19 protein-coding genes are annotated in these 19,439 nt (G+C 42.7%); 4 read left to right on the plus strand and 15 right to left on the minus strand.

Translation table 11 applies throughout. The features are described from left to right. Positions 1 to 7: 7 nt before the first annotated feature. Positions 8 to 430, plus strand: a complete 423-nt coding sequence (locus BQ7483_RS08605; protein WP_072545782.1) for a very short patch repair endonuclease — start codon at positions 8 to 10, stop codon at positions 428 to 430. 264 nt (positions 431 to 694) lie between these two features. Here the strand turns inward: BQ7483_RS08605 and tnpC are convergent, their stop codons facing one another. The 8 genes from tnpC to BQ7483_RS08645 all read right to left on the minus strand — a co-directional run bounded on the left by tnpC (position 695) and on the right by BQ7483_RS08645 (position 9,283). After that, positions 695 to 2,314 (minus strand): IS66 family transposase, encoded by a 1,620-nt coding sequence (gene tnpC / locus BQ7483_RS08610; protein WP_072545601.1) that lies wholly within the window; start codon positions 2,312 to 2,314, stop codon positions 695 to 697. Between the two features lie 75 nt (positions 2,315 to 2,389). Further along, complete coding sequence (gene tnpB / locus BQ7483_RS08615; RefSeq protein ID WP_072545602.1) at positions 2,390 to 2,758, minus strand: IS66 family insertion sequence element accessory protein TnpB; 369 nt, start codon at positions 2,756 to 2,758, stop codon at positions 2,390 to 2,392. Further along, positions 2,742 to 3,095, minus strand: a complete 354-nt coding sequence (gene tnpA, locus BQ7483_RS08620) for an IS66 family insertion sequence element accessory protein TnpA (RefSeq protein WP_072545603.1) — start codon at positions 3,093 to 3,095, stop codon at positions 2,742 to 2,744. Before tnpA ends, tnpB begins: the two co-directional genes overlap by 17 nt. A 204-nt stretch (positions 3,096 to 3,299) precedes the next feature. Beyond that, entirely contained in the window at positions 3,300 to 4,472 is a 1,173-nt protein-coding gene (locus BQ7483_RS08625; protein ID WP_162274249.1) for a HEPN-associated N-terminal domain-containing protein, read from the minus strand. An 813-nt stretch (positions 4,473 to 5,285) separates the two neighbouring features. After that, positions 5,286 to 6,095 carry an IS66 family transposase gene (locus BQ7483_RS08630; RefSeq protein ID WP_072545605.1) on the minus strand — a complete coding sequence of 270 codons (810 nt, stop codon included), beginning with the start codon at positions 6,093 to 6,095 and terminating at the stop codon, positions 5,286 to 5,288. 97 nt (positions 6,096 to 6,192) lie between these two features. Then, entirely contained in the window at positions 6,193 to 7,068 is an 876-nt protein-coding gene (locus tag BQ7483_RS08635) for a type II toxin-antitoxin system RelE/ParE family toxin (RefSeq protein WP_072545606.1), read from the minus strand. Between the two features lie 11 nt (positions 7,069 to 7,079). Beyond that, positions 7,080 to 8,072 carry an AAA family ATPase gene (locus BQ7483_RS08640; protein ID WP_072545607.1) on the minus strand — a complete coding sequence of 331 codons (993 nt, stop codon included), beginning with the start codon at positions 8,070 to 8,072 and terminating at the stop codon, positions 7,080 to 7,082. Positions 8,073 to 8,074: 2 nt separating this feature from the next. Beyond that, complete coding sequence (locus BQ7483_RS08645) at positions 8,075 to 9,283, minus strand: DUF262 domain-containing protein (protein WP_072545608.1); 1,209 nt, start codon at positions 9,281 to 9,283, stop codon at positions 8,075 to 8,077. A gap of 242 nt (positions 9,284 to 9,525) precedes the next feature. On the opposite strand from BQ7483_RS08645, the gene BQ7483_RS08650 reads away from it, so the two are divergent. Beyond that, complete coding sequence (locus BQ7483_RS08650) at positions 9,526 to 10,659, plus strand: AAA family ATPase (protein ID WP_072545609.1); 1,134 nt, start codon at positions 9,526 to 9,528, stop codon at positions 10,657 to 10,659. 31 nt (positions 10,660 to 10,690) lie between these two features. On the opposite strand, the gene BQ7483_RS08655 is transcribed toward BQ7483_RS08650, so the two are convergent. The 4 genes from BQ7483_RS08655 to BQ7483_RS08670 all read right to left on the minus strand — a co-directional run bounded on the left by BQ7483_RS08655 (position 10,691) and on the right by BQ7483_RS08670 (position 14,892). Then, entirely contained in the window at positions 10,691 to 11,854 is a 1,164-nt protein-coding gene (locus BQ7483_RS08655; protein WP_072544385.1) for an IS4 family transposase, read from the minus strand. Between the two features lie 242 nt (positions 11,855 to 12,096). Next, a complete protein-coding gene (locus BQ7483_RS08660; protein ID WP_072545610.1) occupies positions 12,097 to 12,924 on the minus strand; it encodes a nucleotidyl transferase AbiEii/AbiGii toxin family protein in 828 nt (275 codons plus the stop codon). Continuing rightward, complete coding sequence (locus tag BQ7483_RS08665; RefSeq protein WP_072545611.1) at positions 12,921 to 13,547, minus strand: type IV toxin-antitoxin system AbiEi family antitoxin domain-containing protein; 627 nt, start codon at positions 13,545 to 13,547, stop codon at positions 12,921 to 12,923. Before BQ7483_RS08665 ends, BQ7483_RS08660 begins: the two co-directional genes overlap by 4 nt. Positions 13,548 to 14,277: 730 nt before the next feature. Beyond that, a complete protein-coding gene (locus BQ7483_RS08670; protein WP_022020523.1) occupies positions 14,278 to 14,892 on the minus strand; it encodes a flavodoxin family protein in 615 nt (204 codons plus the stop codon). 161 nt (positions 14,893 to 15,053) lie between these two features. Between BQ7483_RS08670 and BQ7483_RS08675 the strand changes: the two genes are divergently transcribed. Continuing rightward, the gene (locus BQ7483_RS08675; RefSeq protein WP_022020524.1) at positions 15,054 to 15,722 is read left to right on the plus strand and encodes an AlkZ-related protein; all 669 of its coding nucleotides are present in this window, start codon (positions 15,054 to 15,056) and stop codon (positions 15,720 to 15,722) included. A gap of 63 nt (positions 15,723 to 15,785) precedes the next feature. Continuing rightward, positions 15,786 to 16,397 (plus strand): YqiA/YcfP family alpha/beta fold hydrolase, encoded by a 612-nt coding sequence (locus BQ7483_RS08680; RefSeq protein ID WP_022020525.1) that lies wholly within the window; start codon positions 15,786 to 15,788, stop codon positions 16,395 to 16,397. Here the strand turns inward: BQ7483_RS08680 and BQ7483_RS08685 are convergent. The 3 genes from BQ7483_RS08685 to rsxA form a co-directional block, all read right to left on the minus strand. Then, positions 16,392 to 17,300, minus strand: a complete 909-nt coding sequence (locus tag BQ7483_RS08685) for an AEC family transporter (RefSeq protein WP_072545612.1) — start codon at positions 17,298 to 17,300, stop codon at positions 16,392 to 16,394. The two genes, BQ7483_RS08680 and BQ7483_RS08685, sit on opposite strands and share 6 nt — an antisense overlap. Positions 17,301 to 17,646: 346 nt before the next feature. Next, positions 17,647 to 18,681, minus strand: a complete 1,035-nt coding sequence (gene galE / locus BQ7483_RS08690) for a UDP-glucose 4-epimerase GalE (RefSeq protein ID WP_022020527.1) — start codon at positions 18,679 to 18,681, stop codon at positions 17,647 to 17,649. 178 nt (positions 18,682 to 18,859) lie between these two features. Further along, positions 18,860 to 19,438, minus strand: a complete 579-nt coding sequence (rsxA, locus tag BQ7483_RS08695; RefSeq protein ID WP_022020528.1) for an electron transport complex subunit RsxA — start codon at positions 19,436 to 19,438, stop codon at positions 18,860 to 18,862. Position 19,439: the final 1 nt, after the last annotated feature.

Consider the following 19,439-nt stretch of genomic DNA (forward strand, 5'->3'; position numbering starts at 1 on the left):
GATTGATATGGATATTTGGAGCCGAGAAAAAAGATCTGAAGTCATGTCCCGAATCAAAAATAAGGGTACGAAACCGGAAATTATGCTCCGCAAGGCTCTTTTTGCCCGCGGATTTCGCTATCGTGTCAATGTCAAAAGTCTTCCAGGAAAACCGGATATAGTTCTGCCACGATACAAAACTGTAATTTTCGTTCATGGATGTTTCTGGCACGGACATCCTGGTTGTAAATATGCATATACTCCCAAAAGCAATACGGAATTCTGGATTAACAAAATATCAAGTAACCGAGAACGGGATGTAATCACAAAACACAAACTTGAAGAATCAGGCTGGAAGGTTATTATCGTTTGGGAATGCGAGCTTAGACATGAAAAGGATTTCTCAATTCTAATAGAGCGTTTATCCCAGAATATCCGTTCCACCAAATAATATAGACAATAAATTTAAGTGTGTCAAGTAAGGAATTTATTAACTTTACAGACACACTTATTTTGTAAGCCTCCGATAAAGTACACATTGTAGATTCATAAAACAACAAACTCTTCTTATCAACGAATATAAAGTTGACAGGAAGAGTTTGCTATTCTGTAAGCCTCCGATAAAGTACACATTGTAGATTCATAAAACAACAAACTCTTCTTATCAACGAATATAAAGTTGACAGGAAGAGTTTGCTATTCTATTGTATCTCTATTAGACTTCAATAGGATTTTCGTTGGACTTCTTCAACTTCCAGACATCCGGAAGCAGTTCCCGGATATCTTTGCCGGAATCTTTTTCCTGATAATATGGAAGCCTGGCAATGACATCGTTCAGCCATTCTCTTGGATTGACTTCCTGTGCCTTGCAGGTGGCAAGCAGTGAACAGATGACCGCTGTATTTTCCGCGGCCTCATGATTCCCGCAGAAGAGGAAGTTCTTTCTTGAGAGCGTCAGAGGACGTATCGCATTTTCGGCCAGATTATTGTCTATCTTTATATTGCCGTCTTTGAGACAGGCCTTCATTCTGGGCCATAACGGATACGCATAGGAGATGGCCTGTCCCATCCGGTTTTTGGGCGGAACCTTGACATATGTGCTTTCCATCCACTTTTCAAAGGAATCCAGCAGAGGGGCGGACTGACGGTTCCGCAGTTCACGCCGTTCTTCCGCCGTATATTCCCGGGAGTCGGCAAAGTGCTCTGTCCGATAAATCTCCTGTATTGTTTTCAAGGCATGCTCCGCCAGACTTCTGTTTTCCTCCAGAGCCATCTCAAAATGGCGTCTGATATGGGCCAGGCAGGCTATGAGGCACACTCCTTCAGTACCTTCAAATACATTGTAGGCACTGTAACCGTCACTCTGCAGATATCCCTTGAAGTCCTTCAGCAGTTTCCTTATAGTCTGTCCCGAACGGGAACCGTCATCGTAATGGAAAATGACCAGCTTTTCCATGACCGCCCTGACCATCCACAGATACTCCTTGCCGGCCTTCCCCTTTCCCTTGCTGATTACCCTTACAGTGGTCTCGTCCGCCTGAACATACCCGCATCCGACAACCAGCCGGACCAGCTCGCCATAAAGTGGTCTCAGCAGTTCACACACAGGCTTGAACCAGCCGCTCAGTGTGCTTTCGGAAAGACGGACACCCAGATGGCGGAACTCCTTGACCTGCCTGTAGAATGGAACGTGATATTCGTATTTCTGCAGGAGCATTTCGGCCAGCATGGTGGAACCGGCCAGACATTTGTAAACAGGAGAAGGTGGAAGCGGAGCAATGATTACGCCGCTTTCACCTTCCTTGGGAAGACTCAGGTTGTCTTTCAGTCCATATTTGGGACGGACAGTCTCCTTTACATACAGCCTGCCCGGTTCAAATTCCAGCGTACGGGTACGTTCCTCGCCGATCCGTCTGTAACGGTCCAGATCCACCCGGTCGGGTTCAATTACCACTTCAACTACCGGCAGTCCCTCCAGGAGTTCGCGGTTACGCCGGGATTCCTTCTTCTTTCCATCGGGCTTTGCTTTTGAAGGAACCGCTGCGCTGCTGTCCTCTTCCCGGATGTCTTCATTCTGTCCGGTTGCAGGAACGGAATCGAACAGGGAGAGCTGGTTGGGATCCAGGGCTGCCAGCTTCTCACTTCTCCGCCCGAAAAGCTGACGGTTCAGCCATGCTATCTGTGAGAGCAGTTCCTGTATCTTCCGTTGCAGCGCATCCGTCTGTTCCAGCAGTTTCCCGTTGGATTCGACAAGGGAACGGTTAGTCTCCAGGAGACCGGCTATCTGCTCCTGCTGACTCCTGATTATCTGTTCCATTGTATCCTGCCGAATCATCCGTTTCTATCTCTTTATACGATGTAAAGATACTGATTTTCCGTCAGATACGCAACCGGATACATGAAAAAACTTTCAGTAGAAGCCATTCTTTCTACTGGCTTTCAACCTTTTCAGCCTCTCGTTCGGATTGTCACTGATTCCTTCCACCATCATGACCAGGTCGCGCCATTCCATCGGATAAGACCTGCTCCGGCTGTCATAGGCCGGCAGCCGGAATGTGCCTTCTTCCAGACGTTTCACATACAATACCATGCCGCCGTCTTCAGCATGGAGGAGCTTCATGGTGGTCCTGCTTCTGTTTATGAAGATGAAGACATCGCCCAGACGGACGTCATGTCCCATCCGGTCGTGAACCACTCCGCACAGAGAATTGATCCCCTTGCGCATGTCCGTCTTTCCGGGACACAGGAAATAGCGCATGGTATCATTCAGACAGAACATGGCCGCATAATTTGTGTATCAATCCAAATGTCAGTTCAGGGTTCCCATGGCTGTCAAGGTGGATCCTGATTCCGGAAGGAAGCTCTATTGTCACGTCGCCACCCGCACCTGACGGGAAATTGCCCCTGCGACGCAGATCCAATGGAATGAACGTATCATCGGGAAGCTTGTCCGGATGGCTGGTGTAAGTACGGCTCAGGCCAAATTTCTTCTTCCAATAATGGAAACAGGAGGATGAATAGGCCTCATTCTCACAGAAATCTTTTATGGTCAGGCCACTGGCCTGTTGTCTTTCATAAACAGACAGGAACTCTTCTTTACTCATTATTCGTTTCATGGTCTTTTTATTGGCAAAGTAACGGAAGAGTGGATGGCTTTACAATGTGTATTTTATCGGATGCTTACCTTATTTTAATATAAGCCACAATCTCATAATTTCTGATCGTTGAAAAGCTTGTCAGCCAGTTTAATTATTCTAATTTAACGATCATTTAGGCTATAAATTCCTCCTTTTAGTGCTGACATCCCACTGATAAGTTTTTTATCCTATCTTATCATATTGATATGTCTTAACTTTATTCAACTGTAATACTTCTGCGGAAGTATTATTATCATAAAAAAGTACAATATTCTTTTCACCAGTCATCGAGCTTTGATATATAATACCATCAATGTGGTAATTATTCATAAACCTTATGTATTCAGTAAAAATTTGAGTGGGTACATAATCGATCCCCGGATTCTTACCTATAGGTTGTGTTATTTCCGAATGGAACTTCTTTAGAAACTTATATTCCCAGAAATATTTCGGCATCCAAAATGATAAGTCTTTAGGTATCTTGAACAGGTCGACAACCACAAGTTCTCTTTTCAATTCGAACTCCCCCAAATCTATCACAGCATCTGGAGTATAATTTCTGATTTCATGTATCGGAGTATCCTTATCCAATGCACCATAAAACATGGAAATCCCTGCAGCGCTCATTCTATTTTCCTTAGCTGCCTCAGTTGGTGGTGCCGTCAAATCCTTAAATGAAGTACGAGGAACTCCTATATCATTGGGACGTCCTCGGAATATGAGAGTTCCCTTAGTAAGTTTGGACATAAGAATATTTCCGCAAAGCTGGTTTATTTCTGTCAATACATCATCTTTCCACTCCTCTTTTCTTATGAAATGCGGATCCTGGAAAAAAGTATAGCGTTTTTTATGCTTAACCATATTAGAAAAATAATCCCATTCATAAGATAACTCTTCATCAAGGTCTTCTGCAAAAGCTTCTGTCTGCACACATTCGTCATTGTTGAAACAAGAAGCAATGTCTTCATTAAGATCATTATTTAGTGTATAAAGACCATAACTATCCATCAAATCTTGTACATCCTCATATGTTTCTGCTTTCTCTGGCAGAATAAAAGATCCAGCTCGACGGACTCCTGGTATGACTTCCTTATCATCATCGTAGTATGAACTAGACAATGGCAAATTGGCATCATCCAAAGAACATAATCTTTGTGACAAACGTTCCTCTACATGTTGCATAAAATCTTGCATATCTAGCACTAAAGTATGTTCTTTGCCACAATATGAACATAGCCCTTCATGTCCATTCTTTCGAATATAATCCTGCAAATATGGATCTCTAAAATGTTCAGCACAAACCTTTTTATCTCCATCAAAAGTATGCATAAGACCGTTTTCCTGATCTATCATCATTTCTTTTAATCGTCCCATCCTTGTAAATATTTAAATTATGACCTTATTAAATCTAAAAATGTCATATATAGTAACTTATGTTGATTTATTTGTGTAGTACACTATAATGCAAGTTTCTAGTAAAGTACATATTGCAAAATAGAGAATATCAATCCTGATTTACTACGATTCGTTCAGATTTGTTTCCGTCTCGAGGCTAATAGAATAAATAAATTCCATTCGGAACAAATTCGTTTTGCTTTGGCAAGATTCTGTTGAAGGAGTTTCGCCATATCCTTTTTTCCATGTCATAATACGGTATTTTTCTCAGGACATCTTTCATTTATATTATGGGATCTACCCCCCACAGGCTCGCAAATTCCGATAAGGAAATACACAATGAACACCTTGTATGCGGATGCGTCTTTGTCACAGAGATGAGATAGTTTTTCTTGCTCAAAAATCTTCTGCCTGATTGCATTTTCAATTCAATTGTTATTGATACTTACTCTTCTGTTATTCACATGTCTGGAAAGTCTGAGCAGAAGTGAGAAGGTGTATTCGATGGTTTTCCCTATACGGATTTTAGCCAGCACCCTAAATAAGTTTACTGAATTCATTTTTCAAACTTCAGTATAACAAGATAGGATTTACAAATACGTCTTTCCTTACGCTCTTCTATGGTAAGTCCAGTCTCGTCAGCTTCTGATTCCACTTTGTATAGTTTGCCTATATAGCACATAATACTGTAAGCGTCCAATTTTGACGTACCCTACAGGGAAAGCCCCTTTGGGAAGCTTTCCTCTTAAAGTTTTCAAAAACCGGACTTGATTTTTAAAGTTTGTTAGTATTGATTCCGATGGTCATCGGTAGCAGATTCTCATAATCCCTACGCCCTTTGACCACCTCACGGAAAAATTTCTTTAAATAAGCCAGGGCGGAGATACCGTTGGCCCGGCAAGTAGATATCAAAGTATGATAGGCGGCTGACACATTCGCCATACGGTTGCTGCCAAAGAACAACGAGTTCTTCCGCTCACCCGCCAAGGGACGGATGAAACGCTCCGCAATGGTATTGTCGATGCTGTAGCGGCCGTCTTTCAAGTAGGCGAACAGCTGATTCCAGAAGTTCTTCAGGTAATTGACCGCCTTTTCCATCAGATCTCCACGGGGAGGATGACCCTCCGAAGTCAGCACATTCAGAAAACTGCGCATGCGGCCGATGACTTCCTTTGTCCGCAGGGAGTTCCGTTGTCGGGTTATCTCTTCAGCTGTCAGACCGGACTGGCGGTAACTGTCTTCCTGACCGTACAACCAGCCGATGTATTCCAGCATCTGTTTCGCATTCAGGTCACCGCCCTGCTCGTAGGCATACACGAACTTGGCACGCGCATGGGCCAGGCAGCAGAGATGTTCCGTGTCGTACAGCCTGTCTTCCAGATACATGTACACATTGTAGCCGTCCGACTGCAGCGCCCTGATCTGCCGGTCGCCCAAAATGTTCTTCAGGGCATCACGGCTGCGGGAACCTTCCTCATAACAATAGATGACAATCTTCTCTTCACGGTTGACCAGACACCAGATATATCTTTTACGATAACGGTCCTGTACCTTCACCTTGCACCAGGTCTCGTCGCAGTTCACGATGNTAATACTTGTGTAGCCAATGCCCTATTCAGATCCGATGCTTCCGTAAATTTTCTTCTGGCATGGTAAGAAATACACATTTAACCTCTAAAAATCATAATCGATTATAAGCTCTACTTATATCTAAATTTTGACTATTTTTCCCTCCCAAGTCAATTAATATAATTGTTTCATCCTTTTGTGTAAAATATACACGAAGAACCGCAGGACTAAAAATTCTCAGTTCATACATTGGACCTTTTTTGCCATTGTTAGGAGTTACATCTTTTATTATTTTTTCATCAGCTTTTATAGGATGTAGAATATTACGCTGTGCTGCTGTTTTAAATTTATCAAATATAGAATATTGTTTATCCATACTAATTTTTTGAAAATCATCCTTAAAGGTGTCACGTATTATAACAGTACAGCCAATAATATCCTGAACCCTTTCTAAAAGGCTTTTTGACTTCTCGTTTAATTCACGGATTCTTGTTATTATGTATTCCGTATTAGATTGTGTACCATAGAGATTATCAATATTACAAATTTCATCTTGTCCTTTCAATTCTAATTGGTCTTTTAATAAATCTTCACAGACGCCTAATGTGAAGGACATACCATTACCACGAGTAGCAAGCGCAAGATTTGTTGCATCCTTTTCTTCATTACATACTATGACTTTAAAATCATTATTTACCAACCACTCTGCATTAGAATTTTCATCAAAGATTGTTCGTATTGGATATTTATTGAACAAGCGAAGAGCAAAAATCCTTTCTGAACTATCTTGAATTTGTAAGATACATTGCTTTAAAGATATCGTTTTAGACAAAATTTGTTCATCTTGATTTTTCGCTAATACAACACATGAATCAAACTCTTTATTTACTTCTTTATAAGCCAAGAGCGTATTATGCAAGGCACCTGCATAATCGTTTAATGACATATTGTATGGAATACAATCATTAAAAATGAAATTAACCATCATATAATGTTGTTTCAAAATAAATTTATGGCATCTAATTCAAATTGATCAAAAAAACCTTTTGGAGTTATGTCAGTCATCTTTCCATTAGAATCTAATGTAATAGATTCTATGTTTGTATTCTTCTCTTTATTTAGTTCAAACCAATAACTAATAAATTTATTTTCAAAACCTTCATGCTGTTTAGTATAAAGTCGAATACCATCAAATAGATGATCACTATGTGTTTCAACAACAACATTTATACCGAAATCTACACAACGGGCTATAAATTTACCAATTTCAGTTTGACCTTTGGGGTGTAAATGGGCTTCTGGATTTTCTAACAGTACCAAACTGTCTTTACTCAATGAAGCTCGTAATAATAAAGCAAGGACCGGTAAGGCATAACTTAACCCAAACCCAACATTTGTAGCTCTATGTTCGTCAAAGAACGAAAAGGATTGATCGCTAAGTTTTTGTAATACATATGTAAAATTAATCCCTGGAGATATAATATCAAGCCATGCCTGTAGATTAAACATAAAAGTTTCTCCTTGAGATTTCGGATGTCTCAAATCAATGGGAATGGGCATATCTGCATAAGTATCAATACATTTCAATAAATTCCCTCCTTTTGAATCCATTTCAACTGTATTATTGAAAACTTTTATTGAACTTTGACTTCCATATCGCCCTGCTTCTGAATAGAATAATTCAGGACAAGTAAAGCTATTGCAATCAATTTTTTGTAAATCATCTTTCCCGTGTAAAACAACGGATTCCCCTTTATCGTTTAATAATTTAATACTAAATTCTTGAGCATTTATATTAGTTAATTCTTTTATTGTACCATGATCATCTAATAAAAAGTTTCCATATTGCAAGCCTCTATTAGCCATTAATAAAGCTTGTATAACAGAACTTTTTCCACTACTATTAAGTCCTGTTAGCAATGTAAACGGTTTTAGGATTATACTACTATCTATAAAAGATTTAAATCCTTCTAATTGTATTTCACTAATCATTGTTATTTATATTTCGCAATTAAAGAATTAATTTTGTCAAAACGTTTTTGTACAGAAGAATATTTCCAACTGTCTCTTGAAATCAAATTTTGAAAATCTATATCGCCTAGCATAATATAATACTCTGCTTTTAATTCATTTTGATTTGAATATATATTTGTATACTCATGTTCATCTAACATAGCTAACATTGCCCCCCACATCTCAAACAAAGCTTTATTAATAGGAGCACGACGCATTTTCCCAAAACTTCGACGAAAACAATGTTTTCCAAAGAGTTTCTGAGAACGCTGCATTCCTCTAATGAATAATACCTTTAAATCTTCTAAATTAAAATCCCGTATACTTTCAATTGTTACGTTTCCACGTTTTATAAGTTTCTTGATATCATTTGTTGAAAAATCAGGATAAGCATTGATTATTTGCATTGTATCACTTAAAAACATATCCATACTATTATTCTTAGGATAAAATTCTTTTCCACGTAATATAAAAGCGATACATCGTAGAATTAATTCAAAGTCATCCATACGTTCTGACTTAACAGAATTAGTAGTAGCTTCTAAGAAGCTCTCATTTTTTGCTAATGCATTAAGCAATTCTGTTGCCGAACCATTATATAAGGCATTTCGTATTTCTTGCGGTGTTAAATATAGCCCTCCAGTATTAATACGTTTAAAAATATTACGCTTTACTTCTTCCGGGGTTCCAGGATTAATAATTGTAAATGTCAATTCAGTTTCTGTTATTCTATTCTGAAGATAGGTCGGTAATTCACTAAATGTCTTCCCATCATATTGTGTCCAAAATTCCAATCCTTGCAGCTTCATTCCTTTACCACGTAAATATTCGTCTTTCTTTTTTAGAAAGTTTTGTCCTAAAATGAAATCCCTCAATGAAGAAAGGCGCTGAAGTCCATCAACAACTGTATAAACACTCTTTTCATCTGCAGAGACGTAAAACATAGGAATTGGTATTTTAAGCATTAATGACTCAATTAATCTTGATTTTCTAACGTCATCCCACACCTCATGACGTTGATAATCAGGATTAAGAACAATGGATTTCTGAATAAGCCTTTTAATGCAAGTTTCAACCAAGACCGTCTTTTTATCTATTGATATGTCGTTAGGATTAAACGGATCCGTCAAATCATTCTCCATTCCAGTCCCTTCGCTATCAAATATCTTATTATCTAATTGTTCCTCCATTATTATTCAAATAAATATAGTTGATACAAATATACGGATTTCACTTTATTTTATGATGTGTTACAGAAATAAATTTCCGAATTATCTCTTACCACAATCACGTGGACACATTATTAGGTGTTGAGATATTAAATTCTATTAAACTATTCATTAAGGATGGTATTTCACAAAAAATAAACAATATATTATTTCTAAAAGATACATTTTGTGCTATATTAGCACTACAATCAAAATAGAGTGATATGGAAATTCCATTTACATATGGGAAAATTGCTATTGGAAAAGATTTTTGCAATCGTGAGAAAGAAACGACTTACTTGGTCCAGTACTTTACATCGTTAATCAATACCATTATTATCTCTCCTCGTCGCTGGGGTAAAAGTTCACTTGTAAACAAGGCCGCAAAGTTAGCGATGGTGCAGGACAGTAACCTCCGAATCTGTCATATCGACCTGTTCAATGTGCGTAGCAAGGAGCATTTTTATTCACTGCTCGCCCAAAATGTCATTGCTGCCACTTCCACAAAATGGAAGGAGGCAATCGAGAGCGCAAAGAGTTTCTTTTCGCACCTTGTTCCCAAAATTTCAATCGGTACAGACCCGACCAATGAGGTTTCAATCGATTTTGATTGGGAGGAGGTAAAGCGTAATCCCGACGAAGTGCTCGATCTTGCCGAAAAGATTGCCAGGAAGAAGGGCCTGAAAATCGTTATTTGCGTAGATGAGTTCCAAAATATCGCGACGTTTACCGACCCAGACTATTTCCAGAAAAAATTGCGTTCACATTGGCAACTGCATCAAAGTGTGGCTTATTGTCTCTATGGTAGCAAGCGCCACATGATGATAGAAGTGTTTACCGACTCATCCAAACCATTCTACAAGTTCGGCAATCTGATGTTTCTCAATAAGATTGACACACCTTGCCTTGTGGAATTTTTCAAGAGTCGTTTCGCTGATACCGGCAAGAACATCGACGATGAAGCAAGCCATTTGATTGCAAAGCTCGTAGATAATCATCCATACTACGCACAGCAGCTGGCACAGCTTTCATGGCTCAGAACAAAAGATGTATGTACTGTTGAGATTGTACGTGAGGCGCACACAGCATTGATGGAGCAGTTAAGTCTGTTGTTTGTAACAATCACCGAAACACTGACCACACAGCAACTGAACTACCTCAAGGCTCTTATAGCTGGAGAAAAGGCTATTAGCTCGACTGAAGTGATGCATCGCTATCAAATCTCTTCAACGACCTCAATATCCCGCTCAAAGGCTGCCCTTATCAAGAATGATATATTGGATAATAAGGCCGGTGAAATCTCGTTCCAAGACCCGATTTATGCCTATTGGTTGAAGACTAAGTTCTTTGCAAAATAATAACACTACTGTCCACTAAAAATGGACAAGGTTAAAAATTAAATAAATTCGGTTCACTTGAATCATATCGGTCTTTGACATTTTTGAAATTCGATTTGTCGAACAAGTCACTGAGATGTGTTTTGTCGGTCAGAGAGATTCCGAGGATTTGAAGAACCTCATAGACGCTGCGTTCTAATTTCATATCGTGTTGAATTATTGCTACCAAACAGTAAGTAATTATCGCACAATAGATTTGTATGCGTACTGCGTTTTCCGATGTTCCCCAAAACTTCTTAATCCTGAGGTGTTGTTTTATCCATTTGAAGAACAGTTCAACACTCCATCTGTTTCGATAAAGCGATGATATCAACTCCGCAGATGCGTCAAGATTGTTTGTCAGGAAGATATATCGTGTACCGTCTTCAGGATTTTCAACGATGAGTTTTCTAAGTTCCTCAGGATAATCCTTAGAACTTTTATAAACCGTAAAGCACCCGATTGCATCCGAAACTACACCTTCCGGCAATCTTCGTTTCCAGGTTTTAGGCTTGATCCGTACGTTTGTTTTGGCTCGTACAACGAAGAAAGCACCTATACGATTTATCGTATTAAGATTGCTGAAGTCGTTATATCCGCGGTCGAATATGTAGTGCGCTCCAGATTCGTATGGTATCTCAGGCATAGCCTTTGAATCGTGAATGTTGGCAGGTGTAATATGCACAAATGCAGGTACTTCCGCTTCAACATCATAGAGCGTATGCAACTTTATTCCGCCTTTATGTTTGCGAAATTTGGCCCATTCAAACACCGACAGGCACAAATCAACCGTTGTAGAGTCAAATGCGTAAACATGACCGTCAAGTTCGAATATTTTATTGATTCTACGCTTGCGGGCCTCGGCAATCATGAATGTTGCATACTCCTCGAAAATATGGTAATCACGTTGCTCATTAGCCTTACTGAGATTGCTTCGTGTTACAGATTTCCCGATTCCGAGATGGTAGAGTTTCCCAGCATGTGCTTCCATAGCCACAACCAGATCTCGGAGGCTCTCTCGATTGGATAGCTGACCGAACATCATCGTAAGCAACTGATTCCAACAGGTATAGCTTTTGATATACTTGTTGCCATTGTATTTCTTCACAATGTATTTGAATTTCTCGTAATCAAGGAATTTAACTAATTGAGAGAAAACGTACTCGTCTTTAAACATAACGGTCTGATTTTGACCGCAAAGTTAAATTCAAGTCTCGGGAATCTAAAATTACCTATAACAAATTGAATTTCAATAATTTCAAAGAACTTCTATGATTTTTTAGTGGACACTAATGAAATAATAAGACTATGAATAAGTATAACCTTACTTGGATTGCCTTCGCCAATAAGAAAAGGTGCAGGCTTACTAAAGCTATAAATACTTTAGTAGTTATTTCTTGGAGAAAGCTTAATGTTGTATTATTCTATTCTTACCATCCCGGCCAACTGCACGAAATAATCATTTGACCAAATATCAAGTTCTTTTGGATTGCGCACGAAAGGCAATACATCTTCTTTCACTTGTTTTATATCAGCTGAAGAGAGACGCTCAATGAGTTTCTCCTTGAATAACTCTGGAGTGATATTCTCATTGTTGAACTGCTTGCATCGTTCTGCCAAATGAGCAAAATCAAGTGGAATATTATGGCGTACATACCATTCAAAGTCGTACCAATCACGACCTTTTACTCTGTTCTTCCACGCACGATATACTAAGGCGTGCATCTTGCCTGCAAACAGGTCCGGAAGTGTGAAACAACGAGTCATAAATGAATGTGGTTGGAGCAATAGCTTTTGTTCCGTCTTGAAGTTCAACGGTGGACATGTATCTACTTCAATCTTTATCTTTATAGACTTCTCTGTTTGGAAAGTCACATCATACACATCGGTATTATCTTTAAGAAATGCCGATTCGACCTTTCCAAAATTCTTCTTATCCTTTTTCTTTATTTCAACTTCACGGCCTACCATTGCAAAAGCGTCAATGATAGCAGGAAAATATTTCGTAAAATCGAACTTGTCATCTTGCGCAAGCAGTGAGAAATCCATATCCTCACTGAAACGCTGCAAGCCATGAAAGATTCTCAGACAAGTTCCGCCATAGAACGCAGCCGATTCAAAGAAGCCCCCAGCATACAGGCCTGCAAGTATCATTTGTTGGTTCACTTCAAATATGGCGTTTCTCTTATGTTGCTCCGTTGTTAAATCATAACGGGAGAGCATATTGTCGAATATTTCATTTTTCATCGTCTTAAGAATTTTAGAAGTGTTGAAATTGAATCAGCCTTTTTGCCAACCTTTATATAATCTTCAAATATGGTTGCGTCCATATTATAGAACTCATCCATATCCATACGAATATCCTGCTCAAGATATGTCTCTACATCCTTCATATAACGAAGAATGACTTTTGAGGAATTGGCAATCAAATCACACAAAGCCTTTTCCGGTGATGCAATAAGAAATGCATAGTCACCTTTATTCATACTCCTTACTCCTATCGGAAATGCCTTTCTTGAAATATATTTGTAGTCATAATTGCCGACTGGAGTTTGAAAGCTTCGGGGATGTTTTACAGTCATTGATTGATGAACATATACAGCCTCTGGGATAAGTCCATAATATCGTAGTGCAGTAGACATTGAAATATACGAAGGTGTATAGAGATGATTGGCAATCAACTCACTTGATAGAGTCTTTCCTGAATATTCGGGGTTGATCACATAAAGTCCTCGCTTAAGTCTGATGATAACCCCTTGCTTTTCGAGCCAGGTTACTTTCTTATTAGCAGACTTAAGTTCCGGATATAACGATTCAATGATTGAAGTCGTTACCGGAATGGTTCCTATTTCATTTAATTGCCTGTCCATACTGCAAATATAGTAATAATTTGAACAATAAAAGAAACAACACTTCTTTTTCTGTTCAGAATATTACTGCTAAGGCTGTCTTAAAAATAGCGACCACTGCCACATAAGTCTGTTATTTGTAACAATTACCGAAACAATTACCGAAACACTAACCACACAGTAACTAAACTATCTCAAAGCTCTTATTGCCGGCGAAAAGGCCATTAGTTCGACCGAAGTGATGCATCGCAAATCTCTTCAACGACCTCAATATCCCGCTCAAAGGCTGCCCTTATCAAGAATGATATATTGGATAATAAGGCTGGTGAAATCTCGTTCCAGGACCCGATTTATGCCTATTAAATGAAGACTGAATACTTCGCAAAATAATCATAATGTCCCGCTCGGTTTCAGAGCCATTTTTGTACCTTTTCTCATCAAAAAACGGCATTTTTCACAAGTTTTTGTACCGCACATTTTGATATTCAAGAAATTACACTTACTTTTACTTTCCAAAATGGAGGTACAAGTCGAGAATGGTGCTAAAAATCACTAACTTACACATTCTCAGATACTTGCCAACCTGTTGATTGTACCTTTTAGAGTGCTACACTATTGATAATCAACGATGTACACATACTGCATCGGAAAGTAAGATTTTGCATCGAGACATCATAAGACACCCGCAATCAAAAACAAAAGCACCGTCTGGATTTCAAACGATGCTTTTGCCTGTACCACCTCCTTGATGCTACCGAATGAAATGGGTAGGCGTCCAAGGCTCGCTGGGCGGTATAGGTTCGCCGCCCTGCTTCAAGTTCTTCAACAGCCAGGCCATGTTCCGACCCAGCGTACGCATAATCTGCAACCCCTCTATATCCTGAGTCGCTTCGCCAGGCAACCTTCCGTGCACGCTGTTCCAGTATTGCGACGACACCACCGGCATGTTGTTGATAGTGAAATACTTGTTCAGACGGTCGAACGTCGCACTGGCTCCCCCGCGGCGGCATACGGCTACAGAAGCCGCAGGCTTGTAGGCAAGCAGACGGCCGGCAGAATAGAACAGACGGTCGAGCAAGGCGCAGAGCGAACCGTTGGGACCGGCATAATATACAGGCGACCCTACCACGATACCATCTGCCGTCTCCAGCTTTTCCCTGATCTTTCCATACAGTTCATCATTGAACACACACCGCCCCAGCTGCGCACAACGGCCGCAGGCAATGCACCCCTGCACCGCTTTGGCACCGATGGACACAATCTCGGTCTCTACCCCATTTGCCTCCAACGCTTTGGCCACTTCCGACAAAGCGATGAATGTATTTCCCTCCTTGTGAGGACTTCCGTTAATCAGCAAAACTTTCATCTCTTTCTTGTTTTTTTGTTGCAATGCAAAGATAATGAAAATGGGAAAACATAGGATACACGAAACCGCCAATAAATTATGGGACCGAAAGAAGAAGAATGTCCCCAAAAAGAGTTATCTTGCAGGGATTTTCGAACCCATAATTTCATAGACACAGAAAAATGAAAACAGAACTTCTGCATTCCTGCCCCGAACTGATTGACTACATCAACGAGGTAGGCTTCCTGCCCCTGCTCCGCATGGGCGTCGAAGGATGGTCAGCCGAAGAGGTGACGGACGAAGACTGCCAATACACCCGCCTGCCCGACGGCGGATGGGAATGGCCCCTCTGGACGTGGAAGGGCGCCATCCTTCAGGACAGCGGGTGCGCCTACGGCAAGTTTTTCGACCGCAAGGCAGCCTTCGTCAGCCGCGACTGGTGGCCCGACTTCTGCAACTACCGTCGCAGCGTTTTCCCCTATCCCGACGCAGGCACCGTCGAAGAAAGCATCCTCGACACCCTGCGGACCGAAGGAAGTCTCATCACCCGCGACCTGCGGGCCGCCTGCGGGTTCACAGGCCCCAAGATGCGGAGCCGCTTCGACGCCTACCTGGCCCGCCTGGAGATGGGCAGCTACATCGTGACGGAAGACTTCGTCTACCCACGCGACCGCCACGGACGGGAGTACGGCTGGGGATGGTCCCTGCTCACCACGCCCGAAGCCCTCTTCGGACGCGAAGCCTGCCACCCCGACCGCACCCCACAGGAATCGTACGCGCGGCTCATGGACCAGTTCCGAAAAATCCTGCCCGACGAGTCCGAACAGACATACAGCTTCCTGCTGAAATGACAACCAACCGAACAGAAAAGACAGACCACTGGCCTGCCCCCTAACCATAACACAACAACCCTCATGAAACCCACCATACTCTTTCTACATGGATTCTTTGCCTCGGGCGTATGTGTACCTGCCCAGACCTTGAAACAATGCTTCCAAGACCAGGCCACAGTACTCACCCCCGACCTGCCTCTGCATCCAGCCGAAGCCCTTGCCAGCATCTTCCGCTGGTGCGAGCAGGAAAAGCCCGACGTACTGGTAGGCAATAGCAACGGCTCGTTCCTGGCCCAGATAGTGGCTGCCCGCAACAACCTGCCGGCATTGCTTGGAAATCCTCACTTCGAAATGACCCGCTTCCTGGCCGAACGCATCGGTACGCACGAATACAAATCACCTCGTGCCGACGGAAACCAACGCCTCGTCATCGACCAGGCTCTGATTGAAGAATTCGCCGACCTCCAGCTCCACCAATGGGACAACGACCGACCCGACAACCACGAACGAATATGGGGACTCTTCGGAGAGAACGACCACCTGGCCCACTACGAACCGCTCTTTCTGAAACATTACACCCACGCCTTCCACTTCCCCGGCGGACATACCCCCACAGAGGAGGAAGTGCGCACGTACTACGCCCCCCTGGTGGCACAACTACTGGAAAAACGCAGCGGAGATGGACGGCTATAGGAACATCGTCAGCAGCGGAATGCTCAGCACCGAAAGCAAGGTCGTGATGAACGTACCTTCCGCCATGACAACCTCGCCCCACTGATACTTGATGCAGAACAACGTGCCATACGAGGCCACAGGCATGGCCGCCAGCACCACATTGATGTCGGCAATGGTCTTGTCCACCCCGCAGAGGCGCGAGAGATAAAGGATAAGAAGAGGCACCAGCATCAGGCGCAGGGCCGACATCAGATAGATGGCCCCATTGCCGAACATCCGCCGGATGGGCACTTGGGCGATGGAAGAGCCGATGATGAGCAGGGCGGCAGGCACAGTCACGTTGCCTAGCAGCAGGAAGGGCGTGCTGACGACACGAGGAGGAACCCACCCCGTCACCACAATCAGAATAGATGCGTACGAAGCAATCATGGCCGGACAATAAAGCGTACGCCAGTCAAAACGCATCTTCCCTTCGCCGCCCGAAATGAACAAGGTGCCGAACACGAAAATCAGCAGCGTGCTGGGGAAATTCAAGATACTGGCATAAAACACCGCACTGGCCCCGAAGATGGACGCCACGATAGGATAACCGATGAACCCCACATTGCCGAAAGCCAGCATGAAGCTATAGATGCCCCGCTCGGACGGGCGGACAGGCAAGACATGAGGAAGCAGAAAAGCAGCGCCTATCAGGACCACATAAGTGGCAAATCCCACGACCAGCAGAGGCAGAATGAGGTCCTTGTCAGGAAGCGTGTCGCCCATTACCGACGAAAGTATCAGGCTGGGGCACGTCACATTGATAACCAGTTCCGAAAGTTTGCGGTCGAATTCCGCATCCATCATTTTCTTCTTGCTCAGACAATAGCCGAAGATGACCAGCACAAACAGGATAATCATCTGCGTTACGATTGCATCCATCACTCTTTTTCCTTAAAAACCCGGCAAAGATAGTGAAAGGCGAGAGCAGAGACAAACGAAAAACAAAGTTTTTCAGCATCACCCCGCCTGCGCCCCATCGCCTCCCTGACGGACGAACAAAAAAATAGGCCTTGTCGTCCCGACAAGACCTATTCACAACACAAACACAAAATAAAACACGACAAAACTACTATGCAATTATGCCTATTTACGTTTATACATAAAACACCGACATACGGATATTCACATATACATACCGGTTTACGGCTACTTGCACCATTTAAACAAATACTTCGCTGTATTTGTTCATTGCCTATTATATTTTTTTCTTTATCAACTTCTTTTTTTACTGTATGCCTCTTTCACGAAGCTTCAATTGCCAGTTCCAAGCGGAACGCAATGTATCTTCGATAGGCGTTTCAGCCTTCCATCCCAGCTCTTCGTTGGCCAATGTAGGATCAGCCCACACCTTCTCGATGTCACCTGCACGACGACCCACAATCTGGTAGTTCAGCTTCACACCTGTAGCAGCTTCGAAAGCGTGTATCAGCTCGAGTACAGAAAGGCCGCGGCCCGTACCGATATTAAACACTTCCACTTTCTCCTTCTGCTTGTGGTTCAGGATACGGTCGATGGCTACAACGTGAGCCTTGGCCAGATCGACCACATTGATGAAGTCGCGGATGCACGATCCGTCGGGCGTATCATAGTCATCGCCAAAGACACTCAGTTTTTCGCGGATGCCGATGGCCGTCTGGGTCAGATAGGGAATCAGGTTCTGGGGAACGCCGTTGGGCAGCTCTCCGAGCAATGCGCTGGGATGGGCACCTATCGGGTTGAAGTAACGCAGCAGGATAGCGTTGATGGGCGCACCCGAAGCCACTGTGTCGCGAATAATCTCTTCATTGATCTGCTTGGTGTTGCCATAAGGAGATTCAGCCTTCTTGATGGGGGCTTTCTCCGTTACGGGCAATACGTCCGGCTGGCCATATACGGTACACGAAGACGAGAATACAATGCCATCCACTCCATGCTTGGGCATCAGGTCGAGCAGGTTGATCAGCGACAACAGGTTGTTGCGGTAATACTTCAACGGCTTCTGTACAGACTCACCTACCGCTTTGCTGGCGGCAAAGTGGATGATGGCCTTGATGCCTTTATATTTGGTAAACATGGCATCGAGTCCCTCATAATCCAAACAATCGAGTTTCTCGAATGCCGGACGGATACCAGAAACTTTCTCAATGTTGTCCACAACATCTGCGCTCGAATTAGACAGATTGTCAATAATAACAACTTCATAACCTGCGTTCTGAAGTTCGACAACCGTGTGGGAGCCAATGTATCCGGTTCCGCCTGTCACTAATATTCTTTCTTTCATAAATAGAGATACTTTTAGTTTTCGGTTATTTTATGCTACAAATGTAGCAAACATTTTTAGAATACGCAGAATAAAAACGAAAAAAAACGTGCCGACCTGTGTTTTTTTGCATCGGAACATGCCCGATACAATCAAAAACAAGTCGGCACAGCCTAAATGTTCAGGCTTTCTATAGCCGTCAGATCTTCACAACTCCCGAGAATCCCATGAATGCCATAGCCAGCAGGCCGGCTGTAATCAGTGCGATGGGAGTCCCCTGCATACCCTTGGGGATGTTGACCAGGCTCATCTGCTCGCGCAGGCCGGCAAACAGCGTCAGGGCGAGGCCGAAGCCCAAGGCGGTGGAGAAGGCGTAAACGACACCCGTCAGCAGGTCATAGTTCTTCTGGATGACGAGGATGGCCACACCCAGAATACAGCAGTTGGTCGTAATCAAAGGCAGGAACACGCCCAATGCCTGATAGAGCGAAGGAGACACCTTCTTCAGAATGATCTCCACCATCTGCACCAGCGCGGCGATGACAAGGATAAAGGTAATCGTCTGCAAATAGCCCAGGTTGAAGGCGTCGAGGACGAACTTCTGCAACAGGAATGTGACGATGGTTGCAATGGTCAGCACAAAAGCCACAGCGGCCGACATGCCCAGAGCCGTATCAATCTTCTTGGAAACGCCCAGGAACGGACAGATACCCAGGAACTGGGACAGAACGATGTTGTTGACAAAGACCGCCGAAATAAATATCAAGATATATTCCATA

Source organism: Mediterranea massiliensis (assembly GCF_900128475.1).
GTDB classification, from domain to species: domain Bacteria; phylum Bacteroidota; class Bacteroidia; order Bacteroidales; family Bacteroidaceae; genus Bacteroides; species Bacteroides massiliensis_E.

Excerpts from the sequence above, each read along its gene's own strand:
- BQ7483_RS08660 (WP_072545610.1), bottom strand. The coding sequence starts at position 12,924 with ATGAAAAATGAAATATTCGACAATATGCTCTCCCGTTATGATTTAACA.
- BQ7483_RS08640 (WP_072545607.1), bottom strand. The coding sequence starts at position 8,072 with ATGATTAGTGAAATACAATTAGAAGGATTTAAATCTTTTATAGATAGT.
- BQ7483_RS08625 (WP_162274249.1), bottom strand. The coding sequence starts at position 4,472 with ATGATGATAGATCAGGAAAACGGTCTTATGCATACTTTTGATGGAGAT.
- tnpB (WP_072545602.1), bottom strand. The coding sequence starts at position 2,758 with ATGTTCTGTCTGAATGATACCATGCGCTATTTCCTGTGTCCCGGAAAG.
- BQ7483_RS08685 (WP_072545612.1), bottom strand. The coding sequence starts at position 17,300 with ATGGATGCAATCGTAACGCAGATGATTATCCTGTTTGTGCTGGTCATC.
- rsxA (WP_022020528.1), bottom strand. The coding sequence starts at position 19,438 with ATGGAATATATCTTGATATTTATTTCGGCGGTCTTTGTCAACAACATC.
- BQ7483_RS08680 (WP_022020525.1), top strand. The coding sequence starts at position 15,786 with ATGAAACCCACCATACTCTTTCTACATGGATTCTTTGCCTCGGGCGTA.
- galE (WP_022020527.1), bottom strand. The coding sequence starts at position 18,681 with ATGAAAGAAAGAATATTAGTGACAGGCGGAACCGGATACATTGGCTCC.
- BQ7483_RS08670 (WP_022020523.1), bottom strand. The coding sequence starts at position 14,892 with ATGAAAGTTTTGCTGATTAACGGAAGTCCTCACAAGGAGGGAAATACA.
- BQ7483_RS08605 (WP_072545782.1), top strand. The coding sequence starts at position 8 with ATGGATATTTGGAGCCGAGAAAAAAGATCTGAAGTCATGTCCCGAATC.
- BQ7483_RS08635 (WP_072545606.1), bottom strand. The coding sequence starts at position 7,068 with ATGATGGTTAATTTCATTTTTAATGATTGTATTCCATACAATATGTCA.
- BQ7483_RS08650 (WP_072545609.1), top strand. The coding sequence starts at position 9,526 with ATGGAAATTCCATTTACATATGGGAAAATTGCTATTGGAAAAGATTTT.
- BQ7483_RS08645 (WP_072545608.1), bottom strand. The coding sequence starts at position 9,283 with ATGGAGGAACAATTAGATAATAAGATATTTGATAGCGAAGGGACTGGA.
- BQ7483_RS08665 (WP_072545611.1), bottom strand. The coding sequence starts at position 13,547 with ATGGACAGGCAATTAAATGAAATAGGAACCATTCCGGTAACGACTTCA.
- BQ7483_RS08655 (WP_072544385.1), bottom strand. The coding sequence starts at position 11,854 with ATGTTTAAAGACGAGTACGTTTTCTCTCAATTAGTTAAATTCCTTGAT.
- BQ7483_RS08675 (WP_022020524.1), top strand. The coding sequence starts at position 15,054 with ATGAAAACAGAACTTCTGCATTCCTGCCCCGAACTGATTGACTACATC.
- tnpA (WP_072545603.1), bottom strand. The coding sequence starts at position 3,095 with ATGAAACGAATAATGAGTAAAGAAGAGTTCCTGTCTGTTTATGAAAGA.
- tnpC (WP_072545601.1), bottom strand. The coding sequence starts at position 2,314 with ATGATTCGGCAGGATACAATGGAACAGATAATCAGGAGTCAGCAGGAG.